This window comes from Yersinia sp. 1252 StPb PI (genome assembly GCF_048593885.1).
Taxonomy (GTDB): Bacteria; Pseudomonadota; Gammaproteobacteria; order Enterobacterales; family Enterobacteriaceae; genus Yersinia; species Yersinia enterocolitica_E.
This window is the reverse complement of the sequence record NZ_JAZGQE010000096.1, coordinates 1-18046: the sequence shown is the minus strand read 5'-3', so window position 1 is coordinate 18046 and position 18046 is coordinate 1. Positions and strand designations below refer to the sequence as shown.

The window sequence follows — 18046 nt, the reverse complement described above, 5'->3', positions numbered from 1 at the left end:
GTGGTGGGCGATACCAGATTCGAACTGATGACCCCCTCCGTGTAAAGGAGATGCTCTACCAACTGAGCTAATCGCCCTCATCTATCTCATTTATTGCATAACACGTCGAGTTTGGTGGGCGATACCAGATTCGAACTGATGACCCCCTCCGTGTAAAGGAGATGCTCTACCAACTGAGCTAATCGCCCCGCCGTGTTGTTGGAGTCGCATTATAGGGATAGTTCGAAGTGAGTCAACGGTTTTTAAAACGAAAACAATCGTTCGCCGCAAATTTAAACAGGATGCGATATTTATCGCCGCTATGAACCTTTATTAAATGATCCCCAAAATATTTCAAGGTGTAGGACGGCGGCAAACAAATGAACCCGATGAGCTTACCCAAGTATGTGATTCGGGTGAGTGAGTGCGGCCAACACACCTGCAATTTGAAAGATGATGGGAATATCATCAATTGCATACCGGTAACATCGTTGAGGAATTACTACAGGGTGGTAGAATGTCGCCTACTTTTTCAAATTTCGAGCAACTGTCAGCTTTTGCTGACCGGCGTAGCGTAATAAGGCATCGATTCCAATGAAGATCAAAACCCGTTTTGCACCCAGTCCTACCGGCTATCTCCATGTAGGTGGCGCACGCACCGCATTGTACTCCTGGCTGTTCACCCGTCATTTAGGTGGTGAATTTGTTCTGCGCATTGAAGATACCGATCTTGAGCGCTCAACTCAGGAAGCCATCGACGCTATTATGGACGGTATGAACTGGTTGAATCTGGATTGGGATGAAGGCCCGTATTTCCAAACCAAACGGTTCGATCGCTACAATGCGGTGATTGACCAAATGTTGGAAAAGGGCACCGCTTATCGCTGCTATTGTTCTAAAGAGCGCCTGGAAGAGTTGCGTGAAACCCAAATGGCCAATGGCGAGAAACCTCGCTACGATGGTCGTTGCCGCGATAGCCAGTGCACTCATGGCGCTGATGAGCCATCAGTGGTGCGTTTTCGCAACCCGCAGGAAGGCTCGGTCATTTTCGACGACAAAATCCGTGGCCCTATTGAATTCAGCAATCAGGAACTGGATGACTTAATCATCCGCCGTACCGATGGTTCACCAACCTATAACTTCTGTGTCGTCATCGATGACTGGGATATGGAAATCACCCATGTTATCCGTGGTGAAGACCATATCAACAATACACCGCGCCAGATTAATATTCTGAAAGCATTAGGCGCGCCAGTGCCTGAGTATGCTCATGTATCAATGATTCTGGGTGATGACGGTAAAAAACTGTCTAAACGCCACGGGGCTGTTGGTGTTATGCAATACCGCGATGACGGCTATCTGCCAGAGGCACTACTGAACTATTTGGTGCGTTTGGGTTGGTCTCATGGTGATCAGGAGATTTTCTCTGTGGCCGAGATGACCGAGCTGTTTACCCTCGATGCGGTCAGTAAGTCAGCCAGTGCATTCAATACTGAAAAATTACAGTGGTTGAATCATCACTATATCAATAGCCTGCCACCAGAGCATGTTGCTGTTCACCTGTCATGGCATGTTGAACAACTGGGGCTTGATACCCGTAATGGCCCAGAGTTAGTTGAAATCGTAAAACTACTAGGTGAGCGCTGCAAAACGCTGAAAGAGATGGCCGAGTCCTGCCGTTACTTTTACGAAGAGTTTGACGAGTTCGATGCTGATGCGGCTAAAAAACATTTGCGCCCAGTGGCCCGCCAGCCACTTGAAGCAGTTAAAGCCAAACTCGCTGCCATCACCGCCTGGACCACTGAAAACGTTCACAACGCGATTCAGGGCACGGCTGATGAGTTAGGTGTAGGTATGGGTAAAGTGGGGATGCCGCTGCGTGTCGCAGTCACTGGTGCGGGTCAATCGCCAGGGATGGATGTCACTGTCCATGCTATCGGTCAGGCACGCTCACTGGCACGTATTGATAAAGCATTAGCCTTTATCAGCGAGCGCGAAACACAACAATAATACGGTTATTGCTCATTCAATCAGGCGGCTACTCAGGCCGCCTTTTTATTATTGCTCGTTAGATAGTTGTGAGCGACATATAATATTTAATGCTAATTACCCGCTGATTTGGCGGCTTTTTCAGCGCTTAACGCGAGAAATCGAATTAGCCGTTGACACTGTTTCAGTGGTTTCATATCATGCGCCCCGTTCACACGATTTATTATGTGCGCATTGGGGCTATAGCTCAGCTGGGAGAGCGCTTGCATGGCATGCAAGAGGTCGACGGTTCGATCCCGTCTAGCTCCACCAAATTTCTTGTTTGATTGCATCATCAGGCCGGAAAAAGGTGGCATCATAGATAAGTCAGTACGAACAACCACATTTGTGGGGCTATAGCTCAGCTGGGAGAGCGCTTGCATGGCATGCAAGAGGTCGACGGTTCGATCCCGTCTAGCTCCACCACTCTTTAAAAAACCGGCTTATGGCCGGTTTTTTGCTTTCTCGCGTAAGCCTCCCTCACTCTTTGTCATTTATCTCTGTTATCCTGCGAACTAATCAAAGGTATTGATTACGGTGGAAATAGGCATGAATCAGCAGCAACAAATCATTCAATGGCTACAGGCTGACCCTCATCGTATGCAGGCTTTGTCGATTGCCCGAGAGCTCGGGTTAAAGCAGTGGTGTCTGGCGGCAGGATTTGTGCGTAATCTGGTGTGGGATCAATTGCACGGGTACCCGTTAGCGACCGCACTCAATGACATCGATTTAGTCTATTTCGATAAGCAACATGCCCACGAGCAGCATGACTTACAGCGCGAAGCGCAGCTACAGCAAAAAAGTGCGGCTCAGCATCTCTCCTTCCCCTGGTCAGTAAAAAATCAAGCCAGAATGCACCTGCATAGGGGTCGCCAACCTTATACCAGTACCGACGATGCCATTAGCTACTGGGTTGAAGTAGAAACAGCAATCGGTGCCAGGCTCAATGCAAGCGGCGATATTGAGCTGGTGGCTCCACTGGGTTTGGACGCACTGTTTACCCGCACGATCACCTTGAACCCGAAAAACGGTGAGGTCGATACCTACTACCAACGGGTAAATAGCAAAGGTTGGCTGCAACATTGGCCTGAACTGCGTTTGGTAATTTAACGTTTCAGAACAGTATGGCGGCGTTTAAAAAACAACCAAGTGATAAGCAAGTGATAAGATTGTGTAAAGTAGCCCTCAAAAGTTAAAGGTTAATATCCTCCCGTCGATAAGCATTACTCCATCCAGGTTTTACTAAGGAATAATGATGTCGAATACTATCTCTGCAGCATCCGTGTCAGTGAGCAGCAGTAGCTCTTCTGACAACAGTGCGGCGGCACAAATTAAATCCATTAATCAGCAGATCCAAAAACTGACCGAAAAATTAAGTACCTTAAAAGATTCTGGTTTGACTGCGGATGAATTGCAAAAGCAGCAGCAACAGATTCAGAGTCAAATTGCAGCGCTGCAAGCTGAGCTTGCCCGTATTCAGGCCAAGGAAGCGGATAAAACCAAAGAAGGTGACAACAATTCGGCAACTGCGCCCGCCGGTGATGGAGTAAACCGCCCTTCCGCACAGAACCAGATTGACGTTTATATTTAATAACATTGATGTTCGGTTAAACAGTGATAGGGCGATGGCAACATAACGGCTATCGCCCTGTTTTAGAAAGTAAAATTAACCACGCTTGAGGGGTTTTACCAAACTATCCAATCCCTCGATTTTAATGGTCAGCGTCAGCTCCATCAACATACCTAACTTGCCTGGTGGGAATTCCCCTTTGCGGGCGAACCAGAGCAGGTACTCTTCAGGTAAGTCGATTAATACCCGCCCTTGGTATTTACCAAACGGCATCCGGGTATTGGCAATCTCAATCAAATTCTCTTTTTCCATACAGCCCTCTGGCGTTACCACTATTCACCCAGCAGACGAATCATTTCCGCTTCATCAATGACTGTAATCCCAAGCTCCTGCGCTTTCGCCAGTTTTGAGCCAGCCGCCTCACCAGCAATAACCAGATCCGTTTTTTTGGAAACACTGCCACTCACTTTGGCACCTAAAGCAGCCAGACGATCTTTCGCTTCGTCCCGTGAGAGAATGGTCAGTGACCCCGTCAACACCACGGTTTTCCCAGCAAAGGGGCTATCAATCTCTGCAGCAACAATTTGCTGTGGCTCAGGCCAACTAATCACTTGCTCTAGCGCCTCGATCACTTTCTGATTGTGTTCTTCACCGAGGAAATTCCGCACGTGCCTGGCTACCACTTCCCCGACATCTGGCACACTTTTTAATGCATCGATATCTGCCGCGCGCAAATTAGTCAGATTGCGAAAATGAGCTGCTAAATTAGCCGCTGTCGCCTCCCCAACTTCACGAATACCCAAAGCATACAGGAAGCGGGCAAACGTCGTTTGCTTCGCCTTTTCTAGCGCCGCAATCAGATTTTGTGCCGATTTTGGCCCCATCCGATCTAAACCGGTCAGTTTGCCTGCGGTCAGCTCAAATAGATCCGCTGGGTTCTCGACATACTGTTTCTCTACCAGTTGTTCGATAATCTTGTCACCCATCCCGTCCACATCCAACGCCCGGCGCGAGACAAAGTGCTTCAACGCCTCTTTACGCTGTGCTGCGCAGAACAGACCACCGGTGCAGCGGGCAACCGCCTCGCCTTCTACCCGCTCGATATCAGAACCACATACCGGGCAGTGCTCCGGGAAAACTATCTCTTTGGCATCCTGCGGGCGTTGTTCCATCACCACACCAACCACTTGCGGGATCACATCTCCAGCGCGGCGAATAATAACGGTATCACCAATGCGTATACCAAGACGCTCAATTTCATCGGCGTTATGCAGTGTCGCATTACTGACTACCACGCCCGCCACCTGCACCGGTTCCAGACGTGCGACCGGGGTGATAGCACCAGTGCGCCCCACCTGAAACTCCACGTCGCGAACTTGGGTTATCTGTTCCTGCGCTTGAAATTTAAACGCCGTAGCCCAACGGGGTGCGCGTGCTACAAATCCCAATCTTTCTTGCAAGTCGAGCGAATCAACCTTGATAACCACGCCATCAATATCAAACCCCAAACTGGCACGGTCCTGCTCTACCTGACGATAGAAGGCAATTACCTCATCACTACCGGTGCATAACTTCACTCGATTACTGACCGGCAGACCCCAGGCTTTAAATTGCATCAGACGCTGAATATGACTGCGCGCAAGCTCACCGCCATCGAGTAAACCCACACCATAACAGAAGAACATTAATGGCCGTTTGGCTGTGATGCGGGGGTCGAGCTGACGTAACGATCCGGCAGCAGCATTGCGTGGATTGGCAAAAATTTTACCGCCTTTGCGACGCGCCTCTTCGTTAAGTTGCTCAAAACCGGCTTGTGGCATAAAGACTTCACCGCGAACTTCCACCCGATGCGGGATATTATCCCCATGCAGGCGCAGTGGAATGGCACGGATGGTACGCACATTCGCGGTAATATTTTCACCCGTGGTACCGTCACCACGGGTAGCTGCTCTAACTAACTCACCATTCTCATACAATAGGCTGACCGCCAGGCCATCGAGCTTCAGCTCACAGCAGAAGGTCAACGGTTCAGCGGTTTTCAGCCGGTCATGCACCCGTTTGTCAAAAGCCAGGTAACTCTCTTCATCGAAAACGTTATCAAGAGATAACATCGGCACTTCGTGTCTAACCTGTTCAAATGCATCAAGCGGCGCGGCACCAACCCGCTGTGTCGGTGAATCATGAGTAATCAGTTCAGGATGTTGTGCTTCCAGGGAACGTAATTGCTGCATCAAACGGTCATATTCAGCATCAGGGATCTCAGGGGCATCCAACACATGATAAAGATGTTCGTGATGGCGCAATGAGGTTCTTAGTTGATTAATTTGCTGAATTATCGATTCCATGGCTCACCATCAAAGATAAAAAACCCCCGGCATGCGGGGGTTCGGGTTAATTCGATTCATTGCGAGGTAACGTTATCAGGCGCTAGCGTTTGCATCCAGCACTTCACGGATACGCGCCTTATACGTTTCCAGCTTCTGCGGGGTCATCATGCGGCGATCATCATCCAACACTACACCACCGACATCATCAGCAATGCGTTGGGCTGATTGCAGCATTAATTTAAAGTTCTGATTGGCATCGCCATAAGACGGCACCATCATAAACATTGAGACACCCGGCGTTGAAAAATCAGACATGGTATCAGGATCGAAAGAACCCGGTTTTACCATATTCGCCAAACTGAATAATACTGGGCCACTGCCTGCCGGGCTAAGATGACGATGGAAAATACCCATCTCACCAAACTGGAAACCAGACTGAAGAACACTCTGTAGCAGCAACTCGCCGCCAAGAGCGCCACCATGATGCGCAGCAACATGCAGCACCAAAACGGTCTCTTTCAGTTTCTGTGGTTTCACCTCTGCTGCCGGAGCGACAGGCTCTGGTTGTGATTCCACATGTTGTGGTGCCACACGAGGTGCAGGTTCTGCCACATGCTGTGGCTCTGCGTGTCGCGGTTGCGAATACGACTCTTCAACCGATCCAAGCAAAGGATCACGCGGTGATGCATGCGGTGGTTGCTCAGCCGATAGCCCACCCAAAAGAGGGTCGTCATAGTCTGTTGGCACTGAAGCAAAAGGCTTGTGACGAGGTTCCGTCTTGACCTGAGCCGGTTTGGTATCAGTATGCTGAATAACCGGCATGTCTTCGTCGTCGTCATCAATATGACTAAACGAAGGCTTCTCCTGTGGATGAGCAGTGCGGACGCGCACTTCTCCTACCCCTTCATCGAGACTCTCGATCGGGGTTTCAACACGTTCTTGTTTCGGACGTTTAACTGGGCGATCGCGAAAAAGTGAAGAGCGTTCTTTACGGCTGGTCCATAAACCATGCAATAACAACGCTATTATGGCGATCGCGCCAACAACGATTAATATCAGACGCAAATCCTGCATCATTACTATCTCTGTTGTTCCAATACATTGCCACCGCGGCAAACATTCACCCTTTAACTCTATTTGCCAACGAACACAAGTGCAAGTCCGTGCTCAATTTTCTTCGAAGAAAGATGATTATGCTAGATCTTTCGCTCGTTTTTTGCACAATATGTGACTATGCAGTGGGAAATCATACCGATATGATACGTGGGTCAATAGACTTACAGAGAACTGAATGGCATGGCGTATACGCAAAAAGCGGTAAAAAAGGTGAGTGGTGTCCATTATTTTGCCCAAGGATGGCAATTAATTTCCCGTCCGGGTATCCGGCGATTTGTTATTTTGCCCTTACTGGTAAATATTCTGCTGATGGGGGGCGCTTTCTGGTGGTTATTCAACCGTATAGGTGATTGGGTTCCACAATTGATGAGCCATGTTCCCGACTGGTTACAGTGGCTGAGTTATTTGTTGTGGCCAGTAATGGTTATCTCGGTGCTACTGGTATTCAGTTACCTGTTCAGTACCCTGGCCAATATTATCGCAGCCCCCTTTAGCGGCTTGCTGGCTGAGCAACTGGAGGCCAGTCTGACGGGTAAACCACTGCCAGACACCGGTATATGGGGAATAGTTAAAGATTTGCCCCGCATCATGGCGCGCGAGTGGCAAAAACTGGCTTACTACCTGCCCCGGGCATTAGGGCTACTGCTGCTCTACTTTATCCCTGGCATTGGTCAGACCGTTGCGCCGGTATTGTGGTTCTTATTCAGTGCCTGGATGCTATCAATTCAATATTGCGATTATCCCTTTGATAACCATAAAGTGAGTTTCCAGCAGATGCGCAGTGCATTGCGACAGAATAAAGTCGATAACTTGCAATTTGGTGCACTGGTGAGTTTGTTTACTATGATCCCATTCCTTAATCTGGTGATTCTGCCGGTTGCCGTTTGCGGAGCCACCGCAATGTGGGTAGATCGTTACCGCGACCAGTTTACTCAACCACCTCGTTAATTTCCTCTGGGCGTGCCAGCCACGCCCTCATTGTTAAGATCAAAAGCTATTGGGATTAAAACTTATTTCCTAATAACATATCGATATACTAATTACTTACTTCCATAGCCATACTGTTAGCGTATGCTTTGAACGTTTCCTACATTTTCATAGAGTTAAAGGACGGGCTATGAGCAAGATATATGAAGACAACTCTTTAACAATCGGCCATACGCCGCTGGTTCGTCTGAACCGTATCGGTAACGGGCGCATTTTGGCGAAGGTTGAATCACGCAATCCAAGTTTCAGCGTTAAATGCCGTATCGGTTCCAATATGATTTGGGATGCCGAAAAGCGCGGCATTCTGACCGCAGGCAAAGAGCTGGTAGAACCTACCAGCGGTAATACCGGCATTGCTTTGGCATTTGTTGCCGCCGCTCGCGGTTATAAATTAACCCTTACCATGCCAGAAACCATGAGCATTGAGCGCCGTAAGCTACTAAAAGCGCTCGGCGCTAATCTGGTCCTGACCGAAGGGGCCAAAGGGATGAAAGGAGCCATTGCTAAAGCGGAAGAGATTCAAGCAACTGACCCTGACCGTTACCTGATTTTGCAGCAATTCAGTAATCCAGCGAATCCGGAAATTCATGAGCAAACCACCGGCCCGGAAATTTGGGAAGATACCGATGGTGAAGTAGACGTCTTTATCGCAGGTGTCGGTACCGGTGGTACCCTGACCGGTGTTAGCCGCTACATTAAAAATACCAAAGGCAAAGCGATTATCACTGTGGCGGTTGAACCGACTGACTCCCCGGTTATCACGCAAGCTTTGGCTGGACAGGAAATCAAACCCGGCCCACATAAAATCCAAGGTATCGGTGCTGGCTTTATTCCCGGCAACCTCGATCTGAGTTTGGTTGACCGCGTAGCGTTGGTAACCAATGATGAAGCTATCTCAATGGCTCGCCGTTTGATGGACGAAGAAGGTATTTTGGCCGGTATTTCTTCCGGTGCAGCAGTTGCGGCAGCAGTCAAACTTTCCGAAGAAGATGGCTTTACTGACAAAACAATTGTGGTTATTCTTCCCTCCTCGGGTGAGCGTTATTTAAGCACAGCTTTGTTTGCAGATTTGTTCACTGAGCAAGAGCTGCAACAGTAGTCAGGCTGTCGCACTAAATGCTAAAAAAGCACCCTCATGGGTGCTTTTTTTGTGGCGCACTTCAAAGTTTTTACTACATAAAGATTGATTTTACCCTCTGGGTTTAGTATTTAACCGGTCAATTATTTTGATACGCGAAATTAATCGTATCTTGAGTGAATCTCTGGCTGAATCGATTTAACAATTATGCAATGCGACAAAAAATGTCATCACCGAACGTGGATTGAAGACATAACGCAAAGAGAGCATTATTCTTAGATACGACAGTGTCGATTTTAGACCTGAATTCAGGTTGCATCAGAAACTGTCTTTGTGACTTGCCGGTGGTTGAGGCATAGTCATGCGCAAGTCAGATGGTCTTGTTATACGCGCACCAATACAGGCTAAAGTTTGGGTTCTACACTAAACTTTAGCTCCACAACATAAATCCAATAAGTTGGGGAAATACAATGTTCCAGCAAGAAGTTACTATTACTGCACCAAATGGTCTGCATACCCGCCCGGCTGCCCAGTTCGTAAAAGAAGCAAAAGGCTTTGCGTCTGAAATTACTGTGATCTCTAACGGTAAAAGCGCCAGCGCCAAGAGCCTGTTTAAACTACAAACTCTGGGCCTGACCCAAGGTACTGTTGTTACGATCTCGGCTGTTGGTGAAGATGAGAAGAAAGCTGTTGAGCATCTGGTAAAACTGATGGCTGAGCTTGAGTAATCACGCACGCTTTTTTAGTTAACACCAGTCAAGAGTAAGGTAGGGTTATGATTTCAGGCATTTTAGTATCACCGGGTATCGCTTTTGGTAAAGCACTTTTGCTGAAAGAAGATGAGATTGTCATCAACCGGAAAAAGATCTCTGCTGACCAAGTGGAGCAGGAAGTCGAACGTTTCAAATCTGGGCGGGCCAAAGCGTCTGAGCAGTTAGAAGCGATTAAGACCAAAGCTGAAGCAAGCCTCGGCGAAGAGAAAGCTGCCATCTTCGAAGGGCATATCATGCTGTTGGAAGACGAAGAGCTTGAGCAGGAAATCATAGCCCTCATCAAAGATGAGCATGCCTCTGCTGATGCAGCCGCTTATTCAGTGATTGAAGGGCAGGCAAAAGCCCTGGAAGAACTGGATGACGAATACCTGAAAGAACGTGCGGCTGACGTGCGTGATATCGGTAAACGCCTGCTGAAGAACATTCTCGGTCTGACCATTGTTGATCTGAGTGCCATTCAGGATGAAGTTATTCTGGTTGCCACCGATTTGACGCCATCAGAAACCGCACAGCTTAATCTGGATAAAGTGTTAGGGTTTATCACCGATTTAGGTGGCCGTACCTCTCACACCTCGATTATGGCTCGTTCGTTGGAACTCCCTGCTATCGTCGGCACCTCCGATGTGACCAAACAAGTCCAGAATGGCGACTATTTGATCCTTGATGCAGTAAACAACAAAGTCTATTTAAACCCGACTGCCGATATTATTGAGCAGTTGAAAGCGGTGAATACTCAATACATCACCGAGAAAAATGATCTGGCCAAATTAAAAGACCTGCCTGCTATCACCCTTGATGGTCATCAGGTTGAAGTGGTTGCCAACATCGGTACTGTGCGTGATATCGCCGGTGCTGAACGTAATGGCGCTGAAGGTGTTGGTCTGTATCGTACCGAATTCCTGTTTATGGACCGCGATTCTTTGCCAACAGAAGAAGAGCAGTTCCAGGCATATAAAGCCGTTGCTGAAGCGATGGGCTCTCAGGCTGTTATCGTCCGTACCATGGACATCGGCGGCGATAAAGATTTGCCGTACATGAACCTGCCGAAAGAAGAGAACCCATTCCTGGGCTGGCGAGCTATCCGTATTGCTATGGATCGCAAAGAAATTCTGCACGCACAGCTGCGCGCAATCTTGCGAGCCTCAGCATTTGGCAAATTACGTATTATGTTCCCGATGATTATTTCGGTTGAAGAAGTACGTGAACTGAAAGCAGAACTTGAGCTGCTGAAAGGCCAATTACGTGAAGAAAACAAGGCCTTCGATGAAACTATCGAGGTCGGTGTAATGGTTGAAACACCTGCGGCGGCGGTTATCGCTCGCCATTTAGCTAAGGAAGTTGACTTCTTTAGTATTGGGACAAACGATCTAACTCAGTATACTCTGGCAGTAGATCGTGGCAATGAGCTGATTTCTCATCTCTATAATCCAATGTCGCCATCGGTATTGGGCCTGATCAAACAGGTTATTGATGCATCTCACGCTGAAGGTAAGTGGACCGGTATGTGCGGTGAACTTGCTGGTGATGAACGTGCTACACTGTTGCTATTGGGCATGGGGCTGGATGAGTTCAGCATGAGTGCGATTTCGATCCCACGCATCAAGAAAATTATCCGTAATACAAATTTCGAAGATGTGAAGGTGTTGGCAGAGCAGGCATTAGCTCAACCAACAGCGAAAGAATTGATGGATTTGATTACCACATTCATCGAAGAAAAAACACTCTGCTAATTCCACGATACTGGAACGCTGCCCAATATAAACTCTAAATAATTCGAGTTGCGGGAAGGCGGCAAGTGAGAGAGTCCCGATGAGCTTACTGTGTGTAAGTGATTCGGGTGATTGAACGTAGCCAACGCACATGCAGCTTGAAGTATGACGAGTATAAATACTTAGGAGAAGATCATGGGTTTGTTCGATAAACTGAAATCATTGGTTTCAGATGATAAAAAAGACAGTGGTACTATTGAAATCGTTGCGCCATTGTCTGGTGAAATCGTCAACATTGAAGATGTTCCTGATGTTGTTTTTGCAGAGAAAATCGTTGGTGATGGTATTGCTATCAAGCCTTCAGGCAATAAAATGGTTGCTCCTGTTGATGGCACCATCGGTAAAATTTTCGAGACTAACCATGCTTTTTCTATCGAATCAGACAGCGGCATTGAGCTGTTCGTCCACTTCGGTATTGACACTGTTGAACTGAAAGGCGAAGGCTTCAAACGCATCGCTGAAGAAGGCCAGCGCGTCAAGAAAGGTGATGTGGTTATTGAGTTCAATCTGGCCCTGCTGGAAGAGAAAGCCAAGTCTACATTGACGCCGGTTGTTATCTCCAACATGGACGAGATCAAAGAACTGATTAAGCTGTCCGGTAGTGTCACCGTTGGTGAAACACCAATTATTCGTATCAAGAAGTAATCTCATACGAATAAAAAAACGGCGCCTAAGGGTGCCGTTTTTGTTTTCTGCTATTACCGTTACTGTCAAACTACTCTACTGCAAGCCAACGTGGAATCCGTAGTGTAATCACTAATCCCCCCTGCTCACCATTGCGTGCTTCAACCTGCCCGCCATGGGCCTGAATCACCTTACGCGTAATGGCCAATCCCAAGCCATAACCTTTGCCAGACATCGCCGACTTAACGCGCACAAAGGGGTCAAAAATACTGGATAACTTGCTCTCTTCAACGCCTGGTCCTTGGTCAGCAACCTGAATCTGATAACTCTTATCCACCAGCGAAAGTGTCACTTTTACCTGTTGCCCATGAACGGAGAAACGCAGCGCATTGCGGACAATGTTATCAATAGCCCGTCGCATCAATTCAGCATTACCTCTGACGGTATACTCGATAGGGGGCAACACCTGTAGCAAGATCTCAACGCCCGGCACCTGTGCCTCAAAGCGCGCATCATTTACCACCACTTTGACCAACTCATGCAAATCGAAATACTCGTCATCGTCAGCCAGAAGGTGGTTTTCAGCTCGTGAAAGTGCCAGCAACTCACCAATCATCTTATCCAACCGTTCCGATTCATGCTCAATACGCTGTAATGAGCTTTCAACATTGCCGGGATTCTGGTGCGCTAAGCCAATCGCCAGTTGCAAACGCGCCAGCGGAGAACGCAACTCATGGGACACATCATGCAGTAGTTGTTCCCGCGCACTGACCAGAGCTTCGAGCCGTTCGGCCATTGAGTCAAAGTCACGTGCAACTTCGGTCAGCTCATCATGACGCCGCCGCATTACCGGCAGCAATCGTACCGACAAATCCCCCTGTGCCACCCGTTCAAAACCGGCACGTAACTGGCGCATCGGCCGCGTTAGATTCCAGGCTAATAACGCACTGAAGAACAAACCGCCTAATACGCCCATCCAAATCATAGGGATAGGAATATTCAGTATTTCATGGCGCTTTTCATCGGGGCCACCCTGCTGATTAACGGGGCGCAAGCCATCGATGTCGTAACTGACGCGATAGTTTTGTCCATCAGGGCCTTGGGCCCAAGTGGTAACCTCACGACGATAAAACTCAGGTTCACCGCCTTGGGGAATCGATTTCCCGGTAAGCGCCTCTTCAGTCAACGGTGGCAGCACCGCCACCGGTAATACAGAAAAATGGGCTTTAGCTGCCTCCGACCAGTTAGCTGTCATGGTACTTAGCGCAGGCAAACCACCGGAATGTAATACCGACGCCGCCGAGGCAACCTGTAATTTGGCAATTTGCCGCACCATTTCACGCTCAGGGGGTTCATGGCGATTGCCGTAAAAGGAGAACACCAGCCACAGCATCTGGGTCATTAAAATAAAGGTAAACCAAAAACCCAGCAGAATTTTCCAAAACAACCGTCCGCGCATAAGCAATCTCACTCCACCCAAGGCTATTATCTGATGCGATAACCAATACTACGTACCGTTTCAATATTCAGATTGTTCCCCGGCAGGGCTGCAAGTTTTTGACGTATATTGCTGATATGCACATCAACACTGCGGTCATAGGCTTCCCGTGGTCGGCCTAATCCTTTATCGGATAACTCATCTTTGGTAACCACCCGCTCTGGTGAACGCAACAGCAGTTCCAACAAGTTAAATTCCGATGCAGTCAGATCAAACGGTTTACCCTGCCATTCACTGCTGCGCGTTGACGGGTTGAGTGTGAGGTCGCCATGGCTGATGATACTGTCATCGGCTGACGGTATTTCAGGATGTTCATCAAAGCGGCGCAATACTGCGCGCAAGCGTGCGACTAGCTCACGGGGATAACAGGGTTTAGGCATATAGTCATCTGCCCCCATTTCCAGCCCGATAACCCGGTCAATATTATCCCCTTTGGCGGTTAACATAATGATCGGTAAGCGACTTTTTTTACGCACTTGCCGCAAAACATCAATACCACTCATATCAGGCAACATAATATCGAGGATCAAGGCGGTATAGTCTCCAGATAAGGCAGCGGCAATACCCGCTTTACCGGTCAATACCAATTCGGCATTAAAGCCCTCACCGCTCAGGTATTCTCTCAGCATAGTGCCCAGTTCCACATCATCATCGACTAACAAAATCTTCATTTTTAACTCTCCTGCCTGATTTCGGCTATTTTCATGCCTATTTGACTCGCGCGCAGCCGGTTTTACTCAATCCTTACATATTCTTGAATCTCACTTAACTCACACTCATCGGTGTTGGCGGTAAATTATCCCCCCTGCATTTGGTTTCACCGTTTTCTTCATTGTGGTTCAAGGATCTTTGATTGATTATGCAACAGGTTACAAGGTCGAAACGACGCTTTATCGGGCTGGCTGTACTGCTGCTGATAGCGGGCGGCGTGCTACTATTCAGATTGATTTCACCGGCGGATAAACCCGCTTACATCACCGCCGCCGCCGAAACTCGCACTCTGGAACAAACTGTCTTGGCTGATGGCACCATCAAGGCACAAAAACAAGTCACTGTTGGGGCTCAGGTTTCAGGGCAAATCAAAGCGCTCCATGTCACCCTAGGACAGCAGGTTGAGAAAGGCCAGTTAGTGGCTGAAATTGATGATCTGACTCAGCAAAATACCCTGAAAGATGCCGAAGAAGCGCTGAAAAATGTGCTCGCCCAACGAGCGGCGAAAGTGGCAACACAGAAAAACAACCTATTGACCTACCAGCGGCAGCAGCAAATTTTGGCCAAAGGTCTCGGCGTACGCGCTGATTTTGATAGCGCCAAAGCCACATTAGAAAGCACTCAGGCGGAAATTACTGCGCTCGATGCCCAGATTGCACAGGCGGAAATTGCCGTCAGTACCGCCAAACTCAATCTTGGGTACACTAAAATCAGCTCACCCATCACAGGTACCGTGGTGGCTATCCCGGTTGAAGAGGGGCAAACCGTCAACGCAGTACAAAGTGCGCCAACGATTATCAAAGTCGCTCAGCTCGACACCATGACGATAGAAGCACAAATTTCTGAGGCTGACGTGGTGAAAGTTAAAGCCGGTATGCCGGTTTACTTCACTATTTTAGGTGAGCCTGAAGAACGATTCAGTGCCACGCTGCGAGCAATAGAACCGGCGCCTGATTCGATCAACGATGAAACCACCACCACCTCATCCAGCTCCAGTAGCAGCTCCAGTTCCAGTAGCACTGCCATTTATTATAACGGCCTGTTTGATGTTGCTAACCCAAATGGCGCGTTACGAATTTCAATGACCGCGCAGGTCTACATCGTGCTCAACAAAGCCGAGAACGCCATCGTTATCCCCGCGACCGCATTAAACAACGTAAAAGGAAAGTATCAGGTTCAAGTGGTGAGCAACAACGGCAACATCGGTTGGCGTGAAGTGACCGTTGGGCTAAATAACAATGTTGATGCACAGATCCTCTCAGGCCTGCAAGCCGGAGAACAGGTGATCGTCAGCCAAGGCAGCAGTACCACCGCCAACAATAAGGCCCAACGTATGGGGCCGCCGATGGGGATGTAACTGATGCCAGAGCTCAACCACAGTAAGATCTTACTTCAGCTTGATAATGTCAGCCGTGAATTTATTAATGGCGAACAGACGGTTCAAGTGCTGAAAAATATCAATCTAACTATTTACAGCGGAGAAATGGTGGCGATTGTTGGCGCATCAGGCTCCGGTAAATCAACGCTAATGAATATTCTCGGTTGTCTGGATAAACCCAGCGCAGGCGAATATCTGGTCGCTGGCCGGATCCCGCAACATTTGGACCGTGATGCGCTCGCCGAACTGCGCCGTGAACATTTTGGCTTTATCTTTCAGCGCTACCATCTGCTAAATGATTTGAGTGCGCGGGAGAATGTGGAAATTCCGGCAATTTACGCCGGTATCAATCGCGAGGAACGTAAAAAGCGAGCCGCCAGCCTGTTGTCTCGCCTCGGTCTGGCCGAGCGGCTGGATTATCGCCCAAGCCAGCTTTCCGGTGGGCAGCAGCAGCGGGTCAGTATTGCCAGGGCACTAATGAACGGCGGGGAAGTTATTCTGGCCGACGAGCCCACCGGAGCACTTGATACTCACAGTGGTCATGAAGTTTTAAATATCCTTAAAGACTTACACCAGCAAGGCCACACCGTGGTAATTGTCACCCACGATATGTCGATTGCAGAACATGCGCAGCGAATTATTGAATTGAGAGATGGCGAGGTCATTGCTGACCGACAAATGCAGTCGACAACATCAGTAAGTACAGCAACCGTCGCACAAGAACCAGACATTGCCAATAAACCACTACTCACCTCGTGGAAAGCGCAGCGCGACCGCCTACAAGAGGCGTTTAAAATGGCAATACTGGCGATGGCCGCACAGCGTTTGCGCACCGTACTGACCATGCTGGGGATTATTATTGGCATTGCCTCGGTGGTATCGGTGGTGGCACTAGGAAAAGGTTCGCAACAACAGGTTCTGGCTAATATCAATGCGATGGGGACCAGCACGCTGGAGATTTTCCCCGGCAAGGATTTTGGTGATATGCGCTCAGCGGCGATCCATACTCTACGGGCGACCGACGCGGATGCCCTGGCACAACAAGGTTATATTCACAGCGTGACACCAACGGTTTCGACCAGCACCACGCTACGTTATGGTAATAAATCGGTCAGTGGCACCGTCAATGGGGTCGGTGAGCAATATTTTCTGGTGCGTGGCTACAATATCAACCAGGGAATGGCCTTTAACCGTGCTAGCGTCGATGGCCTGATACAAGAGGCAGTCATTGATGAAAACACCCGCGATAAGCTGTTTGCCCAGGGCGAAAACCCCATCGGAAAAGTTATCTTACTTGGCGCTCTGCCCTGCCGCGTGATTGGTGTGGCGGCCAAGAAACAAAGTGGTTTTGGTAGCGACGAGAACCTCAATGTGTGGATCCCCTATACGACGGCGATGAAACGTATGCTCGGCCAGTCTTATCTCAAGAGTATTACCGTGCGGGTGAACGATGATATTGATCTGGCTAATGCTGAGCAGGGTGTAACAAAATTGCTCACTCAACGTCACGGGACACAGGATTTCTTCGTGATGAATACCGACAGTATCCGTCAAACCATTAAGAAGACCACCTCAACCATGACATTGCTGGTATCAATGATTGCGGTTATTTCCTTGGTCGTTGGTGGTATTGGAGTGATGAATATTATGTTGGTATCGGTCACCGAACGTACTAAAGAAATAGGCGTGCGGATGGCGGTTGGTGCCCGTGCCAGCGATATTATGCAGCAGTTTTTGATAGAGGCGGTATTAGTGTGCTTATTGGGCGGCGGCCTTGGCGTAATATTATCGCTAGTAATCGGCCTGATATTCAGTCAGTTCAGTAGTAACTTTTCAATGGTTTATTCAACAACATCCATCATGATGGCCTTTATATGTTCTAGTTTGATTGGGATTATTTTTGGTTTTTTCCCTGCCAAACGGGCAGCCGAGATGGACCCTATCAGGGCTTTAGAGCGGGAGTGAAGATGATTGGGGATATTAGGATCATCATCTATATCCCCTTCAATAGACTAACAATCAATACAATCTCGATATTATTTATCGATAAAATAGAGAAACATAAAAATAACAGCAGCCTATATCAACAACAAAGTAAGTCATGACCAACCAGAGCATCAGATATAACTCAATCATAACCGCCATATTATTATAAGACAATTCCCACAAAACAAGATTATTCTCAATAATAGCAAATTAACTTTATTA

General features: G+C 48.3%; 15 protein-coding genes and 4 tRNA genes. 12 read left to right on the top strand and 7 right to left on the bottom strand.

All coding sequences use genetic code 11. The features are described 5' to 3' along the window. Position 1 precedes the first annotated feature (1 nt). Together V2A85_RS14515 and V2A85_RS14510 are read right to left on the bottom strand one after the other, a co-directional pair. Positions 2–77, bottom strand: a tRNA-Val gene (locus V2A85_RS14515). A 35-nt stretch (positions 78–112) separates the two neighbouring features. Further along, positions 113–188 (bottom strand) — tRNA-Val (locus V2A85_RS14510). Positions 189–573: 385 nt separating this feature from the next. Between V2A85_RS14510 and gltX the strand changes: the two genes are divergently transcribed. The 5 genes from gltX (at position 574) to V2A85_RS14485 (ending at position 3598) form a co-directional block, all read left to right on the top strand. Beyond that, entirely contained in the window at positions 574–1989 is a 1416-nt protein-coding gene (gene gltX / locus V2A85_RS14505) for a glutamate--tRNA ligase (RefSeq protein WP_372559573.1), read from the top strand. Between the two features lie 215 nt (positions 1990–2204). Beyond that, positions 2205–2280 (top strand) — tRNA-Ala (locus tag V2A85_RS14500). A gap of 77 nt (positions 2281–2357) precedes the next feature. Continuing rightward, a tRNA-Ala gene (locus V2A85_RS14495) sits at positions 2358–2433 on the top strand. A 123-nt stretch (positions 2434–2556) separates the two neighbouring features. Beyond that, entirely contained in the window at positions 2557–3117 is a 561-nt protein-coding gene (locus V2A85_RS14490) for a nucleotidyltransferase family protein (RefSeq protein ID WP_420071704.1), read from the top strand. 145 nt (positions 3118–3262) lie between these two features. Beyond that, the gene (locus V2A85_RS14485; RefSeq protein WP_420071705.1) at positions 3263–3598 is read left to right on the top strand and encodes a FlxA-like family protein; all 336 of its coding nucleotides are present in this window, start codon (positions 3263–3265) and stop codon (positions 3596–3598) included. Positions 3599–3673: 75 nt separating this feature from the next. Here V2A85_RS14485 and V2A85_RS14480 read toward each other — a convergent pair whose 3' ends face one another. From V2A85_RS14480 to zipA, 3 genes are all read right to left on the bottom strand, one after another. Next, on the bottom strand, positions 3674–3889 hold the full coding sequence (locus V2A85_RS14480) for a DUF3820 family protein (protein WP_372559576.1): 216 nt from the start codon (positions 3887–3889) through the stop codon (positions 3674–3676). 20 nt (positions 3890–3909) lie between these two features. Beyond that, positions 3910–5922, bottom strand: coding sequence for an NAD-dependent DNA ligase LigA (gene ligA, locus V2A85_RS14475; RefSeq protein ID WP_420071703.1), 2013 nt, complete (start codon positions 5920–5922; stop codon positions 3910–3912). 75 nt (positions 5923–5997) lie between these two features. Then, positions 5998–6981 carry a cell division protein ZipA gene (gene zipA, locus V2A85_RS14470; protein ID WP_420071702.1) on the bottom strand — a complete coding sequence of 328 codons (984 nt, stop codon included), beginning with the start codon at positions 6979–6981 and terminating at the stop codon, positions 5998–6000. A 219-nt stretch (positions 6982–7200) separates the two neighbouring features. On the opposite strand from zipA, the gene cysZ reads away from it, so the two are divergent. The 5 genes from cysZ (at position 7201) to crr (ending at position 12272) form a co-directional block, all read left to right on the top strand. After that, on the top strand, positions 7201–7968 hold the full coding sequence (gene cysZ / locus V2A85_RS14465) for a sulfate transporter CysZ (RefSeq protein WP_372559579.1): 768 nt from the start codon (positions 7201–7203) through the stop codon (positions 7966–7968). 169 nt (positions 7969–8137) lie between these two features. Then, positions 8138–9106, top strand: coding sequence for a cysteine synthase A (gene cysK, locus V2A85_RS14460; RefSeq protein WP_083163436.1), 969 nt, complete (start codon positions 8138–8140; stop codon positions 9104–9106). A 449-nt stretch (positions 9107–9555) separates the two neighbouring features. After that, entirely contained in the window at positions 9556–9813 is a 258-nt protein-coding gene (ptsH, locus tag V2A85_RS14455; protein WP_083163435.1) for a phosphocarrier protein Hpr, read from the top strand. Positions 9814–9860: 47 nt separating this feature from the next. Beyond that, a complete protein-coding gene (gene ptsI / locus V2A85_RS14450; RefSeq protein ID WP_372559580.1) occupies positions 9861–11588 on the top strand; it encodes a phosphoenolpyruvate-protein phosphotransferase PtsI in 1728 nt (575 codons plus the stop codon). A 174-nt stretch (positions 11589–11762) separates the two neighbouring features. Next, complete coding sequence (crr, locus tag V2A85_RS14445) at positions 11763–12272, top strand: PTS glucose transporter subunit IIA (RefSeq protein ID WP_004392561.1); 510 nt, start codon at positions 11763–11765, stop codon at positions 12270–12272. A gap of 70 nt (positions 12273–12342) precedes the next feature. On the opposite strand, the gene V2A85_RS14440 is transcribed toward crr, so the two are convergent. After that, entirely contained in the window at positions 12343–13710 is a 1368-nt protein-coding gene (locus V2A85_RS14440) for an ATP-binding protein (protein WP_420071701.1), read from the bottom strand. 26 nt (positions 13711–13736) lie between these two features. After that, positions 13737–14420, bottom strand: coding sequence for a response regulator transcription factor (locus tag V2A85_RS14435; RefSeq protein WP_420071700.1), 684 nt, complete (start codon positions 14418–14420; stop codon positions 13737–13739). A 188-nt stretch (positions 14421–14608) separates the two neighbouring features. Between V2A85_RS14435 and V2A85_RS14430 the strand changes: the two genes are divergently transcribed. Continuing rightward, positions 14609–15817, top strand: a complete 1209-nt coding sequence (locus V2A85_RS14430; protein ID WP_083163425.1) for an efflux RND transporter periplasmic adaptor subunit — start codon at positions 14609–14611, stop codon at positions 15815–15817. A 3-nt stretch (positions 15818–15820) separates the two neighbouring features. Then, the gene (locus V2A85_RS14425; protein WP_420071699.1) at positions 15821–17803 is read left to right on the top strand and encodes a MacB family efflux pump subunit; all 1983 of its coding nucleotides are present in this window, start codon (positions 15821–15823) and stop codon (positions 17801–17803) included. Positions 17804–18046 lie beyond the last annotated feature (243 nt).